Consider the following 18,087-nt stretch of genomic DNA (forward strand, 5'->3'; position numbering starts at 1 on the left):
CATGTTGTACACGTTTCCCGAGTAAGTGCGCGAACAAGTGCAGTCTCGGCGCAGTTTAGGAACTCAAAATCAGCATCGCCACATGCAACGACGTCCGGGACTCCGCATCGTCGAGGTCGAGGCCGACGATGCGCTCGAGTGCGTCCAGCCGGGCGTACAGCGTGGGCCGGGACATGTGCAGTGTCCTGGCCAATTCGGCCTTGTTGCCGCCGGCCTCGAGGAAACGCCGCAGGAGATCGAACGCCTCGTCGCCGTGCTTCGCGCGATGCGCCAGCAGTCCGGCCAGTTCCGTCTCGGCGAACGCCTGGACCCGCGAATCGGTCCGGATGAGCGACAGCAACCCACGTAGACGGACGTCCGATACCCGGTGAAATGGCTTGTCCTGCAAGGGCATCGCGATAGCCACCTCGGCGACGTGGGCAGCCTCGCGCAGCCCGCCCACCGCGTCGACCAGACGGCTGGACTCCGGCCCGACCCCGATCGCGCATCCACTCACCCCGTCGAGGCGAATGACCGCCTGGCGAATCGCGGTGCACACCTGCTCGAGGGTGCTGGTGCGCTGCGGCGCCAGCACGATGTCGATCTGCCCGTCGTCGCGGGTGGCCGCCAGACCGGTATGACCGGCGGACCGCACGGCGTGCATGATCGCGTCCAGCGTGCGCACCCGACGCTGAGCGATCACGACCTGATCGGCGCCCGGACTCTCCCGTAGCCGCACCGTCATCGGCACATAGGTCAGCGCGGGACGCAGACCGAGAGCATGGGCGCGGGCCGTGGCCTCGGCCTCGTCGGTGATCCGTCCGCGACGCAGATCGTCGACCAAGCCGCTCTGCGCCCGCAGTTCCAGCGAGCTGCGGTTCTGCTCGACCATCCGATTCAAGGCCAGCGCCTGGGCCGCACGCTCCAACGTCATCACCGCGCGTTGATCGGCCGCGACCCGCGGCGCGATCAGCCGGCCCCACTCCTCGCGGTGCGGCCCCACCGGGCAGGCCGTCCACGTATCGCTGCCCGCCAACCGCGACCGCCGCTCCCACTCGGTTAGCAGCTCCGCCGCCGCGATACCCCGCCCGTCGAACGCCAGCACCTGCCGGTTGAGATCCTCCAGCACCACCGGGGTGTCGAGCATTTCCGCAGCCGCACTGATGATCTGGTCGACCGAGGCGCGGCGCATGCTCAACGCGGTGAACGCCTCGTGCACCCGCTGGGCGTACGCGACTTCGGCGTACTGGTCGGCGACGATCCGGCGATGTACCTCTTCGGTGACGTCGATGAAGCGCACCGGCCGGTGCAACACGATCACCGGCAGCGACAGCGCCTCGCCCACTGCGCGCACCGACTCCGGAAGCCGGTCGATGTGCAGGCCGAGCTCGATCACCACGCCGACCGCGCCGGCCTGGGCCAGCCCCGGCAGGTACGCGTCCCGCCGAGCCGGGTCGGCCAGCGCCTGACCGGTGGTCAGCACCAGTTCGCCGCCGGTCAGCAGGCCCGACAGGTCGGCGAGATCGCTGACATGCACCCAGCGCACCGGGTGGTCCATCGGTCCGGTGCACACCACCTCCGGCTCGCCCCGTTGCACCGACGGCAGCTCGAGAATGTCGGAGAGCGTCAGCTGCATTGACATAGTGTAAAAGACATACATCTGATGATTACACTCTGTCGGCTCCGAGCAGGTTCTTCGCCCGCCAGAATCGCAGTATGACCCTCACCGCGCCCAACACCCGCGTCCGCACCATCGCCCACTGGGCCGACGGCAAGAACTTCGCCGGCAGCAGCGACCGGACGGCCGCCGTCACCAACCCGGCCACCGGCCAGGTCACCGGTCAGGTTGCGCTGGCCGACGTCGCCGACGCCCGCGCGGTGATCGACGCCGCTGCCGCCGCGTTCCCGGCCTGGCGCGACACCTCACTGGCCAAGCGGGTCTCGGTGTTGTTCGCATTCCGGGAGCTGCTGAACGCCCGCAAGGAAGAACTGGCCGCGATCATCACCGCCGAGCACGGCAAAGTGCTCTCCGACGCCCTCGGCGAGGTCACCCGCGGTCAGGAAGTCGTCGAATTCGCCTGCGGCATACCGCATCTCCTCAAGGGCGGGATGACCGAGAACGCCTCGACCAACGTCGACGTCGCCTCGATCCGCCAGCCGCTCGGCCCGGTCGCCGTCATCAGCCCGTTCAACTTCCCCGCCATGGTGCCCATGTGGTTCTTCCCCATCGCGATCGCCACCGGAAACACTGTGGTGCTCAAGCCTTCTGAGAAGGATCCGTCGGCCGCGCTGTGGATCGCGAACCTGTGGGCCGAGGCGGGTCTGCCTGCCGGCGTGTTCAACGTCCTGCAGGGCGACAAGGTCGCCGTCGACGAACTGCTGACCAACAAGGCCATCAAGGCCGTCTCGTTCGTCGGCTCCACCCCGATCGCGCAGTACATCTACTCCACCGCGACCTTGCACGGCAAGCGCGTCCAGGCTCTCGGCGGCGCCAAGAACCACGCGGTGATCCTGCCCGACGCCGACCTCGACCTGGCCGCCGACGCGATGATCAACGCCGGCTTCGGCTCGGCCGGTGAACGCTGCATGGCCATCTCGGCCGCCGTCGCCGTCGGCCCGATCGCCGACGAGCTGGTGGCCAAGATCGCCGAGCGCGCAACGTCATTGAAGATCGGCGACGGCACCCGCAACACCGACATGGGTCCGCTGGTGACCAAGGCCCACCGCGACAAGGTCGCCTCCTACATCGACGCCGGCGAGGCGGACGGCGCCACCATCGTGGTCGACGGCCGAGGCACCGCCGTCGACGGCGATGAAGACGGCTTCTGGCTGGGCCCCACCCTGATCGACAATGTCACCCCCGAAATGAGCGTCTACACCGACGAGATCTTCGGCCCGGTGCTCTCGGTGGTAAGGGTGGACTCCTACGACGAGGCTCTGGAGCTGATCAACTCGAACCCGTACGGCAACGGCACCGCGATCTTCACCAACGACGGTGGCGCGGCCCGGCGGTTCCAGAATGAGGTCGAGGTCGGCATGGTCGGCATCAACGTGCCGATCCCGGTGCCGACCGCCTACTACAGCTTCGGTGGCTGGAAGAGCTCGCTGTTCGGCGACACCCATGCCCACGGCACCGAGGGCGTGCACTTCTTCACGCGTGGCAAAGTAGTCACCACGCGGTGGCTCGATCCCTCTCATGGCGGCATCAACCTCGGCTTCCCGCAGAACACCTGAGCTCGAAAGAGGCATCCATGACGACTATCGATTCCCACATCCTGCCCAGCGGCCAGGACCTCGACACCGCCCGCGCCGAAGCCGCGCGGGCCTACGAGCTGGACCGCGCGCACGTCTTCCACTCCTGGTCGGCGCAGGCGCAGATCAAGCCGATGACTATCGTCGCGTCGGAGGGCTCCTACGTCTGGGACGGCGACGGCAACAAGCTGCTCGACTTCTCCTCGCAGCTGGTGTTCACCAATATCGGTCATCAGCACCCGAAGGTCGTGGCCGCGATCGCCGAGCAGGCCGCCAAGCTGTGCACGATCGCGCCGCAGCACGCGAACGCCGCCCGTTCGGAGGCGGCCCGGCTGATCGCCGAGCGCACCCCCGGTGACCTGAACCGGGTGTTCTTCACCAACGGTGGCGCCGACGCCGTCGAACACGCCGTGCGGATGGCGCGCCTGCACACCGGGCGCTACAAGGTGCTGTCCCGCTACCGCTCCTACCACGGCGGCACCGACACCGCGGTCAACCTGACCGGCGACCCGCGGCGCTACCCCAACGACTACGCCAGTTCCGGTGTCGTGCACTTCAACGGCCCGTTCCTGTATCGCTCCTCGTTCTTCGCCGAGAACGAGCAGCAGGAGTCGGAGCGCGCGCTGGACTACCTGGAGCGGCTGATCCAGCACGAGGGCGCGGACTCGATCGCCGCGATCATCCTGGAATCCGTTCCGGGCACGGCAGGCATCATGGTGCCACCGCCCGGGTACATGGTCGGCGTGCGGGAAATCTGCGACCGCCACGGCATCGTGTTCATCGCCGACGAGGTGATGGCAGGGTTCGGCCGGACCGGAAAGTGGTTCGCAATCCAGAACTTTGACGTGGTGCCCGACCTCATGACGTTCGCCAAGGGTGTGACGTCGGGGTATGTGCCACTCGGCGGGGTGGCGATCAACGACGCGATCTACTCGACCTTCGCCGACCGCGCCTACCCGGGCGGTCTGACCTATTCGGGACACCCGCTGGCGTGCGGTGCGGCGGTCGCGACGATCAACGCGATGGAAGACGAAGGCATGGTTGCCAATGCCGCCCGGCTCGGTGAGCAGGTGCTCGGCCCGGGGTTGCGGGAGCTGGCGGCCCGTCACCCGTCGGTCGGCGAGGTGCGCGGTCTCGGTGTGTTCTGGGCGATCGAGCTGGTGGCGAATCAGCAGACGCGGGAACCGCTGGCGCCCTACGGCGGTTCCAGCCCGGCGATGAACGAGGTGCTGGCCGCCTGCAAGTCCGGTGGTCTGCTGCCGTTCGCGAACTTCAACCGGATCCACGCGGTACCGGCCTGCAACATCAGCGACGCCGAGGTCGCCGAGGGCCTGGCCATTCTGGACAAGGCGCTCGACGTCGCCGACGGGTACGTGACCGGCTAGTACGGGGTGGTGTGCTGGGTCAGCACGAACAGCAGCAGACCCAGGCACATCAGCACGTTGATGGCGATCAGGACCGCGGCGAACACGATGGCGCCGCGCACGCAACTCCGTTGGGCGCGGCTGACTTTGGTGCGGCGTTGTTCGCTGCGGAGTTGTGTCGCGGTCAGCGCGAACGTCACATCGACGAACTCGTCCTCGGTGGCCGCCTGACCCATGGCGATCTGCTGGAGACGTTCGGGAGGAATCCCGACACCGACCCCGGCGAAGTTGCGGCTCAACCGTTTGAGCTGCCGCGGGCTACTCGTCTGGTTGCGCGGCAGCCGCGGATCGGACCAGTCGGTCATAACTTTCTGACCCTAGTGCGGCATCAGCGGCACCGCGAGAGAAATGGTCCAGCCGTCACAACCCCGGCTGATCCTCGATGATGCCGAGCCAGATCTGGGCGACGTCGATGGCCACCTTCTCGCTGATGAACGCGTGCTGGGTGCCGGTGTAAATATCGCGGAAGGCGCGTTCGAGGCGGCTGCCCTCCCGGATCGAGGTGGTCCCCGCAGCCAGATGCGCCCACTCGGCGGCCTCGCGCGCCACGTCGGTCGCATACACCGCCGCCACGCGCATATCGGCGCGCAACGTGGGGGTGAGCTCCTCGCCGGCCGCCACCGCCGCTTCAGCGGTGCCGAACGCATCGAGCACCAGCAGCCGCGCCGCCCGCCAGGCGGCGACGTGGTGGGCCAGCCCCTTCTGGAAGGTGGGCCGGCTGGCCAGTGACGCCATGTCGCTCATCCGGAACTTGGTGGCCGCCAACTCCTCCACGTCGTCGAGCATGCTCTTGGCGACGCCGAGTGCCCACGACGCGTGACCGGCCGCGGTGACCGGCATCAGTCCCATCCGAGTGGCCGGCGAGCTGCCCCGGTGCGGCGTACTGGAGAACAGCGGGAAGGTCCGCGCGGCCGGTACGAACACATCCTCAACCGCGTAATCGTACGAGCCGGTTCCCTTGAGGCCCTGGACATGCCAGCCGTCCTTGAACACGATCTCGTCGCGCGGGATCACGGCCACCTGCATGTCCGGTAGTCCCCCGGGTCCCATCACCGGCTGGCCGTCCACCATCGGGAAGAATCCGGCGCAGACATATTCGGAATGGCCGGTGCCCGACCCGAAACTCCACGAACCGCTCACGCGGTAGCCGCCGTCGACGGTGACACCCGAGCCGTTGGGAAAGAACTGGCCGCCCATCGTGACGCGGTTGTCGTTCGCGGTGAACACCTCCGCGAAGCCCTCGTCAGGAAGGTAGGCCGCGGCAGCGAACGACGACGGCAGGTTGGCGATCCCGATCCAGCCGAACGATCCGTCCTGCCAGGCCATCTCGATCCACGTCTCGATCATCTCGGTGAACGACGGCTCCACTCCGCCGGCCGCGACGGGATTGAACGACGGCATCAGTCCGCTGGCCCACATCTCCTCGACGACGGCCGGGGCGATGGTCCGCAGCCGTTCGGACTCGCCGGCCTGGGCCACCACCAGGTCGCGCATGCCGCGGGCCACGTCGAGCGGCCGGATCTCCGATTGAACTGTCGACGTCATTGTGGTTTCCGATCTGCGTGCCGCGCGGCAGTGAACACTTTTGAAAGAATGTATAGCGCGGTGGCGTTCGGCGGGAGCGATTACCAGACGATGTCACCGGCCTGCACGGTCTGCGCTGTACGACCCGGCGCCGACTGATGTGACCAGTAGAGGTTGGTGTGGGCGATCACCTGCTCGGGTGACGGCGCACCCCACTGCGACAGATCCTCGGTGGTGTGGGCGTCGGCGACCAGCGTGACGTCGTAGCCACGCGCGAAGCCGCCATGGATCGTCGAGCGAACGCACTGGTCGGTCTGCGCGCCGGCCACCACCAGGTGTCCGATCCCCAGCTGGCCGAGCGTCGACTCCAGGGTGGTGTCTTCGAAGGAGTCCCCGTAGTTCTTGGCCACCAGGGGCTCGGTCTCGGCCGGGGTCAGTTCGTCGACGATGCGCCATTCCTGGCTTCCCGCAATGAGTTCGGCGTCGGAGTGCTGGACCCAGACCACGGGAACACCGGCGCCCCGCGCATCCTCGACCAGACCGGCGATTCTGGCGACAATCCGATCCCGGTCGTGGGCGCGGGCCACCACCTCGTTCTGCACGTCAATGACGAGCAGCGCGGTGTTCGGGCGGTTCTCCAATGTGGTCATGCCCGCGATCGTAGGGCGCGGCGGCAACAGTTCACGGGACTGACTCATGGACCTCGCCAAACCGAAATACGGCGATGCCAGACTGCGGGTCCCGTACGGGTCGAGAAGCGGTCCGCCGAGCAGGAGTACGCAATGACTGTCAGCAATGCGCCAGGCGAAGTCGTCGACCATGACGGGAGCCCGACCGGCGCACGGCCGCACGAGCACAGCCGTACCGGGTTGTCGGCCGACGCGCTGCACCGGGCGATCGCCGATCACCTCGCCTACTCCATCGCCCGTCCGCCGAGTGTGCTGACCCCCGAGCACTACTACCGCGCACTCGCCCTGGCCGTGCGCGATCGCATGCAGCAGCGCTGGATGGCCACTACCCAGGATCTGCTGCACGGCCCGGCCAAAGTGACGTGCTACCTGTCCGCCGAGTTCCTGATGGGCCCGCAGCTGGGCAACAACCTGCTCAACCTGCGCATCGAGGGCCAGGCTCGCGAAGCCCTCGCCGCACTGGGGCAGGACCTCGATGTGATCCTGGCCTGCGAGGAGGAACCCGGGCTCGGCAACGGCGGCCTGGGCCGGCTCGCCGCCTGCTATCTCGACTCGATGGCCACCCTGCAGCGACCGTCGATCGGGTACGGAATCCGTTACGAGTTCGGCATTTTCGATCAGGAGATCCAGGACGGCTGGCAGGTCGAGAAGACCGACAACTGGCTGGTGGCCGGAAACCCTTGGGAGATCGACAAACCCGACGCCAGCTATCTGGTCAACTGGGGTGGACGCACCGAGCAGTACGAGGACGTCGCAGGCAACCACCGGGTGCGCTGGATTCCGCGGCGGGTGATCAAGGGCGTGTCGTACGACACCCCGATCCAGGGCTACGGGGTCAACACCTGCAACACGTTGACACTCTGGAGCGCGCGGTCGGTGTCGTCGTTCGCACTGGATGCGTTCAACACCGGCGACTTCTACAAGGCCGTCGAGGACGAGGTCCTCTCGGAGAAGATCTCCAAGGTCCTCTATCCCAACGACGAACCCGAAGCGGGCAAGCGGCTGCGACTGCAGCAGCAATACTTCTTCGTCAGCTCCTCACTGCAGGACATCCTGCGCATCCACACCGAGCGGGCCCGCCTTCCGCTGAGCGCCCTGCCGGACAAGTGGGCCATTCAGCTCAACGACACGCATCCTTCGATCGCGGTCGCCGAACTGATGCGCCTGCTGGTCGACGAACACCACATGGGCTGGGACGAGGCCTGGGACATTACCGTCGCGACGTTCGCCTACACCAACCACACCCTGCTGCCGGAGGCACTCGAAACCTGGCCGCTGGGCATGTTCGGCGAGTCTCTGCCCCGGCACCTGGAGATGATCTATGAGATCAACAACCGCTTCCTCGAGGAGGTGGCCACCAGGTTTCCCGGGGACGAGGAGCGGGCGCGGCGGATGTCGCTCATCGGTGAGGACGGCGGCAAGAGCGTGCGGATGGCACACCTGGCCACTGTCGGTAGTCACGCGGTCAACGGGGTGGCCGCGCTGCACTCCGAACTGCTGAAAGCCAGTGTACTGAAGGACTTTTACGAGATGTGGCCGGACCGGTTCGGCAATGTCACCAATGGTGTGACGCCGCGGCGCTTCCTGGCGCTGTCCAACCCCGGGCTTCGGACCCTGCTCGACGAGACCGTCGGCGACGGCTGGCTGACCGACCTGGATCAGCTACGCCGGCTGGAATCCTACGCCGACGACCCCGCGTTTCGTGAGCGGTGGCGAGAGGTGAAGCGCGCCAACAAGAGTCGACTTGCCGAGTACGTACACTCCGCGACCGGCATCGAGCTCGACCCCACGTGGATGTTCGACGTCCAGGTCAAGCGCATCCACGAGTACAAGCGCCAGCACCTCAACGTGCTGCACATCATCACCCTGTACAACCGGCTCAAGCGCAACCCGGGCTTCGCGATCGCACCGCGGGCTTTCATCTTCGGCGGCAAGGCCGCGCCCGGCTACTTCATCGCCAAGCGAATGATCCGGTTGATCACCGCGGTGGGCGCCACCGTCAACAACGATCCCGACGTCAACCGGTTCATGCGGGTGGTGTTCCTGCCGAACTTCAACGTCAAGAACGCGCACCTGATCTACCCGGCGGCCAACCTGTCCGAGCAGATCTCGACCGCGGGCAAGGAGGCATCCGGCACCGGCAACATGAAGTTCATGATCAACGGCGCGCTGACCGTCGGCACGCTCGACGGCGCCAACGTCGAAATCCGCGAGGAGGCCGGCCCGGAGAACTTCTTCCTGTTCGGCCTGACCGTCGACGAGGTGGAGCAGCTCAAGGCCGAGGGCTACCGGCCGACCAGTTTCGTCGAGAATGACCCTGAGCTGGCCGAGGTGCTCGAACTGATCGTCGACGGCACCTTCACCCACGGCGACACCGAGGTGCTGCGGCCGCTGGTCGACAACCTGCTGCACCACGACCCGTTCCTCGTGCTCGCGGACTACCGCTCCTACGTGGACTGCCAGGCGCGGGTCAGCGCCGCATGGCAGGACTCCGACACGTGGTCGCGGATGTCGATCCTCAACGCCGCGCGCAGCGGCAAGTTCTCCTCGGATCGCGCGATCGCCGAATACTCCGACGAGATCTGGCATGTCGGCGCGATGCCGGTGACGCTGTAGCCGACTAGGGCTCCAACACGACCTTGATGGCTCCGCTTCGCCGGTCGCCCGCAACCCGAAACGCCTGCGCGGCGTCGGCCAGCGGGAACCGGTGGGTGATCACCGTGGCCGCGATGTCCGGATCTGCGGCCAATGCCGCTGCCGCATCGAGGAATTCACGCGCATCGGGCTTGCGGTCATAGCACATCGAGGCGGTGAGCGTCAGCTCCTTGAGCATCCACGGGATGCCGGGAACCGCTCGATCCCCATGCGACACACCGACTATCGCAATCCGGCCGCCCGGGACGGCCTGGCGCACGCAGTCGGCGATCGCCTCGTCGGAGCCCACTGCCTCGACGATCACGTCGTAGTCACCGTGCGGTGTCCCAGCGCCGAGGCGCCGGCCCGCCTCGATCTGATGCGGGTGGCGGGCCTGCAGGTCGACGTCGAGTCCCATGGCGTGCGCCGCGGCGACGGCCAGCAGCCCCACGCTTCCGCCACCGACCACCAAGACCCGGTCGGACGTCCCGGCGTCGACCTTGCGCAACGCATGCCAGGACACCGCGAGCGGTTCCACCAGGCAGGCGTCGGTTACCGGCAGGCCCTCCGGCAGCGGGACAAGACATTCGGCGGGCACCCGGACCCGATCAGCGAGCCCGCCGTCGAAGGCCACCCCGAGCAGCCCGTGCGGCGCGCTCCCCCGGCACCGCTGAGGCGTCCCGCCGCGGCACTGATCGCACTCGCCACAGCCCAGCGTCGGTTCGACGCAGTACGACCGTCCATCCACCGTGCCCGCGATCTCGTGGCCGATCGTGACCGGCAGCCCGAACGCCATCATGCCGAGGTCACTGCCGCAGATGCTGGCGGACGCGACGTCGAGGATCGGCCCGTCACCGGACGGCTCCTCGACGTCGACGACGGTGGCTGACCCCTGAATCGAGCGGACGGCGCGCATCAGCCGATTGTGCAGAGGTGCCGATCGGCGGCCGTCAGCGGCCCGTCGAAGCCTCGATGGCCTGACGCTCCTCGAGCGCGGTGCGCGCCCGTCGTTCGGCGGCGTGCTCTGCTTCGGTGAGCGCGGCGTCCTCATCGGCCGGGTCCGCGGTGAGGAAGCTGCCCCGGCCCGGTGCGCCGCCGAGACCGAGCTTGTTCATCCGCTTGGGCACCGGTGCGCCCTGGTACTCCAGTGCGACCGGGTGACCGTCGGCGCCGACGGGACCCAGCGGCTGATGTATTTCGACATACGCACCATGCGGCAGCCTCTTGATGATGCCCGTCTCGACGCCGTGCTCGAGCACCTCACGGTCGCTGCGCTGCAACGCAATAGCCCAGCGGTAGGTGATGAAGAAGACCAGCGGCGGCAGCACCACCATCGCGATGCGGCCGATCCAGGTCGTCGCGTTCAGCGAGATGTGGAACTTGTAGGCGATGATGTCGTTCATCGCGCTGTAGGTCAGCACCATGTAGAACGCGATCGCCATAGCGCCGATGCCCGTTCGCACCGGAGCGTCGCGCGGGCGCTGCAGCAGGTTGTGGTGTGCGTCATCGCCGGTGAGCCGCTTCTCGATCCACGGGTAGACGATGAGCAGCGCGAAGATCACACCCATCAGGACCGCGACCGCCACCGCCGCCGGGATCGTGTGGTTGCCGATGTAGATCTCCCACGCCGGCCACAAGCGGATCAGCCCGTCGGTCCACATCAGGTAGAAGTCGGGCTGGCTACCGGCTGAGACCTGGGCGGGCTTATACGGGCCGATCTGCCAGATCGGGTTGATCTGCAGCAGACCCCCCATCAGGCCCAGGACGCCGACCGTCATCGCGAAGAAGGCGCCCGACTTCACCGCGAACACCGGCATGACTCGCACACCTACCACGTTCTTCTCGGTGCGGCCGGGCCCGGGAAACTGGGTGTGCTTCTGGAACCACACCAGCGCCAGATGAAGACCGATGAGCGCCAACATGATTCCGGGGAAGATCAGAATGTGGATGGCGTAGAGCCGCGGGATCAGGACGTCACCCGGGAAGTCGCCGCCGAACAGCGCCCAGTGCAGCCAGGTTCCGATGACCGGAATGCCGAGTGTGATCGAGGACAACGCGGCCCGGATACCAGTGCCCGAGAGCAGATCGTCCGGCAGCGAGTAGCCGAAGAACCCTTCGAACATGGCCAAGATCAACAGCAGCGAGCCGATCACCCAGTTGGCCTCGCGGGGGCGACGGAAGGCGCCAGTGAAGAAGACTCGGGCGAGGTGAACCATGATCGCCGCAGCGAAAAGCAGTGCCGCCCAATGGTGGACCTGGCGGACGAACAAGCCACCGCGAACCTCGAACGTGATGTCGAGGGTGGAGGCGTAGGCCCGGGACATCTCGATGCCGCGCAACGGCTGGTACACGCCGTTGTAGGTGACCTCCCTCATCGACGGGTCGAAGAACAGTGTCAGATAGACGCCGGTGATCAGCAGGACGACGAAGCTGTACAGCGCGATCTCCCCCAGCAGAAACGACCAATGGGTGGGGAAGACCTTGTTCAACTGCCGTCGGACCGCGGCCGACGGGTGGTAACGAGAATCGATTGCATCACCTTGGGACGCAACCAGCGTGGACAGTGATTTCATTGCGAGGCTCCTGCAAGCTGCACCCGGACTCAATCGAGAGGATGCGAGTGCTTCGGAGCCGTTCCCACCGTGGATGGCCGGCGGGCGGCGTGGTCATTCTTTCGTCAGAATTTTCATGGCCCCGGCGGTGACCAGTGCACCACCTTCATCGCGGTCATCTCGTCGAGTAGTTCGGGGCCGAACCCGAATCCGTTGCCGCTGGCCCGCCGTGGTTCGGATGCACCTCCGGGCGCACCGCCGAACGCCGCGTTGATCTTCACCGTGCCGACCGGCAAGCTGCGCCAAGCAGTTTGAGCGTGGCCCATGTCGGCGGTCAACACGGTGGCGGCCAGCCCGTACCGGTCATCGGCGGCCTCGGCCAGGGCGGTCTCGAAGTCGGTGACGGTGCGGACCGGCGCGACAGGTCCGAAGGTCTCCTCGCTCATCACCAGCATGTCCGGGGTGCAGTCGGCCAGCACGGTCGGCGGATAGAAGGTGCCCGGTCCGACCCGTGGGACACCGCCGGCCAGAATCCGTGCGCCGTCCTTGACGGCGTCGGTGACGTGACGGTGCACGAGTTCGCGCTGACGCTCATCGACCAGCGGGCCGATCCGCTCGCTCCACGCGGCGGCCTGCGCCACCAACGTATCGAGGAACGGTCCCGCCACCGATTCGACCACGAACACCCGCTCGACCGACACGCAGATCTGACCGGCGTTGGCGAAGGCGCCCTGCGCGGTCTGCTCGGCCGCCCAGTCGACGTCCACCCCGGCGTCAACGATCAACGCGTCGTTGCCTCCGTTTTCCAGCAGTGCCTTGGCGCCGCGCTCGGCGCACATCCGGGCGATCGCACGACCCGTCACGCTGCTGCCGACATGAGCCACGACGTCGACATCCTCGGCGCCGGCGAGCTGTGCGCCGACGGTGCCGTCGCCGTCCACAATCTGCAGCACGCCGTCCGGCAACTGCGCGGCGATCACTTCGGCGAATCGCCGACCGGTCGCCGGGCATCGCTCACTTGGCTTGTGCACCAACGTGTTTCCGGTGACCAACGCGGCGCCCAGCAGACCTGCGGCCACCGCCACCGGATCATTCCACGGGGTCAGCACCGCCACCACACCGCGCAGCTCGGGAATCATCAGATCGGTGGCGGCCCATTGGCCCTGCAGGCTGCGACCGCCGTGCAGCGGGCCGAGCTCGGCGTACTGCATCAACGTGCCCACACCGGCGTCGACCCCGCCCCGGGCGTCGTCGCGCGGCTTGCCGGTCTCGCGTTCGTTGAGTGCGGCCAGCTCGTCGGCGACCTCCCGGGCGGCGTTCGCCGCCGCGTGGATCGCCGCGGCCCGTTCGGCAGCCGGTGTCCGCGCCCACGCGGGGGCGGCGGCGCGGGCCCGGCGTATCGCCTCAGCACAGCCGGCGGGTTCGGTCATGGCGAGTTCGGTGACGAGCTCGCCGGTACGGGGATCGAGAACGTTCAGTGTCGTCGGCACGCGTCCGGGTACCCCGAAGACGGTCGTCGACACGTCCGATCTCTGCGACCGCGGTACGTTGAGCTGCGATCGAACGACGAGGAGTGCGTGTGGGCGCAGTGACGGAGGACGCTCCCCCGGTTGGGTTGCGACGCATCCCGCTGGAGATCCGCAAGGTGGCCACGGTCCTCGCCATCGCGATCGTCCTGGCATCGAGCTTCGCCGCGGCCTACACCGTCGCACTCGGGCGGCCCTCCCCGCGCAACCTGCCCGTCGGAGTCGTCGGAACGACCGCGGCCACCGCACCGTTCGAAAAGGCGTTGCGCAGCAACAACAACGAGTTCGACATCCACGAATATGCGACGCGGGACGAGGCGGTCACCGCGATCAACCAGCAGCGCATCACCGCCGCCATCGACGCCACCGCGAGCCCGCCGCAGCTGTTGCTGTCCAGCGCCAGCGACCCCTCAGGCACCCGCGCCCTGATCCAGCTGGATCAAACCCAACCCGGGCAGTTCATCCTGCCGATCGTCGATCTACACCCGCTGCCGCCGTCCGACCCCGCAGGGTTGGCCACCTTCTATCTCGTCATCGCAGCCACGATTTTGGGTTTCATCACGATGTTCCAGCTGCGGGCCAACGTCAAGACGCTGACCCTGCGGCGCTGGCTGCTGTGCATGCTCGTGCTCGCGGTCGTCGGCGGGGCGGCGTTGGCGGTGGTCACCGGCCCGGTCCTCAAGGCGCTGAGCACACCGTTCCCTCAACTGTGGCTGCTGATCTCGCTGCAGATCGCGGTGGCGGCGGCGTTCAACTCGACGATGTTGGTGCTGATCCACCGATGGGCCATCATCCCGACCTGGCTGGTGTTCATCCTGCTGGGCAACACGTCCTCGGGAGGGGCGGTATCGGCGTCGCTGCTGCCACAGCCGTTCGCGTTCTTCAACCACGCGCTGCCCAGCGGCGCGACCGTATCGGCGATCCACGCGGCGACCTACTTTCCGCACAACCAGCGGCCGCTGCCGTTCATCGTGCTCGGCGTCTGGCTGGTGGTCAGCCTGACCGCTTTGATCGTCGCCTCGCGCGCACTGCACCGTTCACCGGCGGAGTGACGATCTAGGCTGAATCCATGATTCCCGCCGGCCGCATCACCTCGATCTGGCGCTACCCGGTGAAGTCGATGCAGGGCGAGCGCGTGGCCGAGGCCGCGATCGGTGAGCTCGGACTGCACGCCGACCGGACCTGGGCGGTGCGCGACGTCGAACTGGACGCCACGACCAGCGCCAAACGACTGCCCGGCCTGCTGTGGTTGACGGCGCGCTACGCAGACGCCCCGGGGCCGGACGCCGGGCCCGGCCACGCACCCGAGGTGCTGATCGGATTCCCGGATGGCACCGAGGTATCCAGCTCGGATCCCGATGTGCATCAAGCGCTTTCGCGTTATCTCGACCGCGCGGTCGAGCTGCGTCCACTGCCGCCCCTCGAGCGCCGCGACGAATACCGCGGACCGATGGCCACCAAAACGGACCTGCGCACGATCTTCGGACTCGAGGACGACGAGCCGCTGCCCGACCTGTCGATGTTCCCGGTGCGCAAGCTTGCCGAGATCAGCCGCTACGCCACACCCGTCGGCACCTACGTCGACGCCTATCCCGTCCACATCATCACCGAGCAGAGTCTGGCCACGCTCGCGTCGCTGGCGCCCGACTCCGACTTCGACATCCGCCGGTTCCGCCCCACGATCGTGGTGGACTCCCCCAGTACGGCGGCACACCCGGAATGGGACTGGTGCGGCGGACAACTGCATGCCCCACACGCCGAGCTGCAACCGCTGATTCCCACGATCCGTTGCGTGATGCCCTCCCATGAGCAGCCCGAACTCAAGCGGGACAAAGAGATCACCCGCACGATAGCCGCGCACACCCGCCGCTGCCTCGGCGTCTACGGCAACGTCATCCGCGCCGGTCGGCTCGCCGAAGGCGATGTGCTGCACCTGAATCCGCCGAATCGCACGGCGTTGAGCGCCACCGCCGGCTCCGGGGCCGCGACAATGAAACGGGCGGTCATGCGCGCGGTGTCCGCTGCCATGCCCAGTGGAAAGAAGGGTTGACCATGCGTCACGTCGTCGGCGGCCTCGGTGTGCTGGTCGCGCTGTTCGGTCTGTTGTTCACCCTGCAGGGGTTCGGGGCGGTGCAGGGCAGTCCGTTTGACAGGGACCTCACAACAGCCTAACTGTACTGAAAAGCACGCTTATCAGGCATTTTGCCCCTGGCTGAAATGGGACATCCGCCGAAAACCGGCGTAGGCTGTCGGCCAGGCCGGATAGGGGCAGTTACGCCGGAGTCGCCAAGAGCGAGCGACTTTTGAGGACCCCAGGCCGCGCACTCCGATCACGGGGAACCCTCATGAAGATCATCGACACCTTCAACCGCAACGACGACGAGACGACAGTGACGGTCGAGTTGAGCACCGCAGGCCCCGCACAAGTAGCGGTGAGCACCTTCAACAGCGCAACCGGAGACCGGGTAGGACCGCTCCTGCTGTCGCCCGACGAGGCGAGGCGGCTAGGTGAGGCACTGCTAGCAGCACAGTGCAGAGTCGGCACTATAGTCGCAGGTCGGCATCTAGTAAATAGTGACGTTGCTCACACAAAATTCGGCGACCTGGGGAAATGCAAATTCGAGGCCCGCAGCGATGCACCCAAAATGGGGTCTCGGGATTAAAGTGGAAGGCGGGTCGGTGAGGTGTATTCCTCGCTTGTAACCGAGCCGCAAGGCGAGGCGGTGACCAACTGCGAACGCAAGGGCGTTTGCAGGGAGAAGGAAAATTCCTCCCCCGGTTACCAACTGCGGGACGCAGGGTGAATGAAAATTTCAAGACAACTCATTCTCCTCAATGCTCCTCGTGATCGAAAACGGCAACGCGCAGCCGTAAAGGTTCCCCAGTACAGCTCCCGCGTTACCAACTGATATTACTTATTGACAGGAATTTGAGATGAAAGTAAATAACAAGTGGCCGAACGTCGCGATATAGTCGGACTGCCGAATTGGTCAGTCAACAGCGACGGAATCGTGCGACACCATTGGAAGATTCAACCCATCACCAACCAGCTGGCCGGTCTGCCCACTGTTGATCTGACCGCCGACTACCTCGGCCCCATACCGTCACCCGGCTGCGTCGAGGACTGCCCGCGCTGCCTGTGGATGAACGACTCCCACATGGGCAAGAATGCGGCCCCGATACGGTTCCTTGGTGATCCGACAGGCCGCCCAGCTGCACACAAATACAGCACACTTCGCCTGTTGGATGAAGTTGTCCTCCTGGCTTTCGACCGCCCGCCCGGCAATTGGCGCACCGCACGCCCCTACTACATCGACGGCAGCCCGTGGAAAGCGCCAGGCGTGCCCAACTGCCGCGCCGACAACCTCAAGTGGTGGGAAGACGTACAAGCGGCAAAAGACATCGAATTTATAAACTTCAAACGCCAGCAGGGATTGCGTGGCGCAGCCTAAAAGGATTTACAATATGCGTTACAGTGATCGCGTTCTTAACCGGATCAAGAAATTCATTGCAAAGGACTTCCAGGTCTACGCCTGTAATGCCGCCGATGGGACGCCTCGCGTGTCCCTCGTGGCCGAGTTTGAATACTGCGATCCGTTCATGCTGCCCATGACCGTCGAGGCGGCACATGAGATGGGCCTACAGCTACTCGCCGCGACAATGGAACTGAAGCCCGAGATTATGTTTCCGGCGCACCTTGCAAAGAAATACCGGGCGGGAGACATCTCGCTTGAGCAGTTGAAAGCAGCTGTCTAAATGGCCGCTACCGTCATCAGCGATAAGTACCGTGCCATGATGAGCGCCACCCGCCAGGCCGATGGCCGCATCCTGGTTCGCGCCGGTAACAGGTTCCTGCTGCTCACCGATTCGGAAGTTGAACGCCTCAGCGCGTTCTCTCGTGGGCAGGGAGTGCTACAGACCTTCCCCGCCCGGTAGAGATACCCTCCGTGCCCATAATGGACGGGCCGTCGCACCAAATGCTGACCTGTTCGCCCTATATGCGTTGCAGCCGGAAATAGGCATTCCTTTCCCATCCTGGCCCATGAACTTGCGGTTTGGGTCAACCGGGGCATTTGCCCCAGTTGCTAGATCACGCCCAATCGTGCGCTTATCCGCCCCCACCACGTCTGCGATAGCGCTTTGTCCGGTCAAACTCTCTGGCCAGCGCCTATGGAACATGATCTAGCAAACATTGACATGTAGATTTACCTGCTTGGGGAGGGGTACCAGCAAATAGCTGGCGAGCGACCATCCCGGCGACCGGGACGGGGGGGTCGAAGTAGAACCGCGTTAATCAAATGTGGGAAAGGTTTTACACTGTCACAACCAAGAAAATGCCAAGAATGTGGCGCGGCTTACACGCCGACAAACAAGCGCGGCCCTGCCTCTGAATTCTGTTCTCGGATTTGCAGAGATAGCGCGTATTGGCATAAGAAGCGAACACATGCCATGTCGGTCGATGGAGGAGCCGGTCGGAGTCCTGCATAAAAGAACGAGGCCAATTCGT

15 protein-coding genes are annotated in these 18,087 nt (G+C 66.0%); 8 read left to right on the forward strand and 7 right to left on the reverse strand.

All coding sequences use genetic code 11. The features are described from left to right. Positions 1-55: 55 nt before the first annotated feature. Entirely contained in the window at positions 56-1,615 is a 1,560-nt protein-coding gene (locus K0O64_RS15180; protein WP_096311496.1) for a PucR family transcriptional regulator, read from the reverse strand. An 80-nt stretch (positions 1,616-1,695) separates the two neighbouring features. Between K0O64_RS15180 and K0O64_RS15185 the strand changes: the two genes are divergently transcribed. Beyond that, a complete protein-coding gene (locus tag K0O64_RS15185) occupies positions 1,696-3,213 on the forward strand; it encodes a CoA-acylating methylmalonate-semialdehyde dehydrogenase (protein WP_096311497.1) in 1,518 nt (505 codons plus the stop codon). Positions 3,214-3,230: 17 nt separating this feature from the next. Next, entirely contained in the window at positions 3,231-4,616 is a 1,386-nt protein-coding gene (locus K0O64_RS15190; RefSeq protein WP_096311498.1) for an aspartate aminotransferase family protein, read from the forward strand. On the opposite strand, the gene K0O64_RS15195 is transcribed toward K0O64_RS15190, so the two are convergent. The 3 genes from K0O64_RS15195 to K0O64_RS15205 form a co-directional block, all read right to left on the reverse strand. After that, complete coding sequence (locus tag K0O64_RS15195) at positions 4,613-4,960, reverse strand: hypothetical protein (RefSeq protein ID WP_096311499.1); 348 nt, start codon at positions 4,958-4,960, stop codon at positions 4,613-4,615. The two genes, K0O64_RS15190 and K0O64_RS15195, sit on opposite strands and share 4 nt — an antisense overlap. 55 nt (positions 4,961-5,015) lie before the next feature. Next, a complete protein-coding gene (locus tag K0O64_RS15200) occupies positions 5,016-6,200 on the reverse strand; it encodes an acyl-CoA dehydrogenase family protein (RefSeq protein WP_096311500.1) in 1,185 nt (394 codons plus the stop codon). Between the two features lie 80 nt (positions 6,201-6,280). Beyond that, on the reverse strand, positions 6,281-6,829 hold the full coding sequence (locus K0O64_RS15205; RefSeq protein WP_096312867.1) for a cysteine hydrolase family protein: 549 nt from the start codon (positions 6,827-6,829) through the stop codon (positions 6,281-6,283). Between the two features lie 132 nt (positions 6,830-6,961). Here K0O64_RS15205 and K0O64_RS15210 point away from each other — a divergent pair, with 132 nt between their 5' ends. Beyond that, positions 6,962-9,484, forward strand: a complete 2,523-nt coding sequence (locus K0O64_RS15210) for a glycogen/starch/alpha-glucan phosphorylase (RefSeq protein WP_096311501.1) — start codon at positions 6,962-6,964, stop codon at positions 9,482-9,484. Between the two features lie 4 nt (positions 9,485-9,488). Here K0O64_RS15210 and K0O64_RS15215 read toward each other — a convergent pair whose 3' ends face one another. The 3 genes from K0O64_RS15215 to K0O64_RS15225 all read right to left on the reverse strand — a co-directional run bounded on the left by K0O64_RS15215 (position 9,489) and on the right by K0O64_RS15225 (position 13,532). After that, on the reverse strand, positions 9,489-10,418 hold the full coding sequence (locus tag K0O64_RS15215) for a zinc-dependent alcohol dehydrogenase (RefSeq protein ID WP_096311502.1): 930 nt from the start codon (positions 10,416-10,418) through the stop codon (positions 9,489-9,491). A 34-nt stretch (positions 10,419-10,452) separates the two neighbouring features. Continuing rightward, entirely contained in the window at positions 10,453-12,075 is a 1,623-nt protein-coding gene (gene qcrB / locus K0O64_RS15220; protein ID WP_096311503.1) for a cytochrome bc1 complex cytochrome b subunit, read from the reverse strand. Positions 12,076-12,188: 113 nt separating this feature from the next. Continuing rightward, positions 12,189-13,532: an aldehyde dehydrogenase family protein gene (locus tag K0O64_RS15225; protein ID WP_225933750.1), complete on the reverse strand. Its 1,344-nt coding sequence runs from the start codon at positions 13,530-13,532 to the stop codon at positions 12,189-12,191. A gap of 101 nt (positions 13,533-13,633) precedes the next feature. Here K0O64_RS15225 and K0O64_RS15230 point away from each other — a divergent pair, with 101 nt between their 5' ends. The 5 genes from K0O64_RS15230 (at position 13,634) to K0O64_RS15250 (ending at position 17,516) form a co-directional block, all read left to right on the forward strand. Beyond that, positions 13,634-14,632: a DUF3533 domain-containing protein gene (locus tag K0O64_RS15230; protein WP_225933458.1), complete on the forward strand. Its 999-nt coding sequence runs from the start codon at positions 13,634-13,636 to the stop codon at positions 14,630-14,632. Between the two features lie 17 nt (positions 14,633-14,649). Then, complete coding sequence (locus tag K0O64_RS15235) at positions 14,650-15,630, forward strand: MOSC domain-containing protein (RefSeq protein ID WP_096311504.1); 981 nt, start codon at positions 14,650-14,652, stop codon at positions 15,628-15,630. A gap of 901 nt (positions 15,631-16,531) precedes the next feature. Further along, complete coding sequence (locus K0O64_RS15240) at positions 16,532-17,032, forward strand: hypothetical protein (protein WP_220045595.1); 501 nt, start codon at positions 16,532-16,534, stop codon at positions 17,030-17,032. 13 nt (positions 17,033-17,045) lie between these two features. Further along, complete coding sequence (locus K0O64_RS15245; protein WP_220045596.1) at positions 17,046-17,336, forward strand: hypothetical protein; 291 nt, start codon at positions 17,046-17,048, stop codon at positions 17,334-17,336. Further along, complete coding sequence (locus K0O64_RS15250; RefSeq protein WP_220045597.1) at positions 17,337-17,516, forward strand: hypothetical protein; 180 nt, start codon at positions 17,337-17,339, stop codon at positions 17,514-17,516. Positions 17,517-18,087: the final 571 nt, after the last annotated feature.

This window comes from Mycolicibacterium pallens (assembly GCF_019456675.1).
Classification (GTDB): Bacteria; Actinomycetota; Actinomycetes; order Mycobacteriales; family Mycobacteriaceae; genus Mycobacterium; species Mycobacterium crocinum.

Excerpts from the sequence above, each read along its gene's own strand:
- K0O64_RS15185 (WP_096311497.1), top strand. The coding sequence starts at position 1,696 with ATGACCCTCACCGCGCCCAACACCCGCGTCCGCACCATCGCCCACTGG.
- K0O64_RS15250 (WP_220045597.1), top strand. The coding sequence starts at position 17,337 with ATGGCCGCTACCGTCATCAGCGATAAGTACCGTGCCATGATGAGCGCC.
- K0O64_RS15245 (WP_220045596.1), top strand. The coding sequence starts at position 17,046 with ATGCGTTACAGTGATCGCGTTCTTAACCGGATCAAGAAATTCATTGCA.
- K0O64_RS15235 (WP_096311504.1), top strand. The coding sequence starts at position 14,650 with ATGATTCCCGCCGGCCGCATCACCTCGATCTGGCGCTACCCGGTGAAG.
- K0O64_RS15215 (WP_096311502.1), bottom strand. The coding sequence starts at position 10,418 with ATGCGCGCCGTCCGCTCGATTCAGGGGTCAGCCACCGTCGTCGACGTC.
- K0O64_RS15195 (WP_096311499.1), bottom strand. The coding sequence starts at position 4,960 with ATGACCGACTGGTCCGATCCGCGGCTGCCGCGCAACCAGACGAGTAGC.
- K0O64_RS15205 (WP_096312867.1), bottom strand. The coding sequence starts at position 6,829 with ATGACCACATTGGAGAACCGCCCGAACACCGCGCTGCTCGTCATTGAC.
- qcrB (WP_096311503.1), bottom strand. The coding sequence starts at position 12,075 with ATGAAATCACTGTCCACGCTGGTTGCGTCCCAAGGTGATGCAATCGAT.
- K0O64_RS15180 (WP_096311496.1), bottom strand. The coding sequence starts at position 1,615 with ATGCAGCTGACGCTCTCCGACATTCTCGAGCTGCCGTCGGTGCAACGG.
- K0O64_RS15210 (WP_096311501.1), top strand. The coding sequence starts at position 6,962 with ATGACTGTCAGCAATGCGCCAGGCGAAGTCGTCGACCATGACGGGAGC.
- K0O64_RS15200 (WP_096311500.1), bottom strand. The coding sequence starts at position 6,200 with ATGACGTCGACAGTTCAATCGGAGATCCGGCCGCTCGACGTGGCCCGC.
- K0O64_RS15190 (WP_096311498.1), top strand. The coding sequence starts at position 3,231 with ATGACGACTATCGATTCCCACATCCTGCCCAGCGGCCAGGACCTCGAC.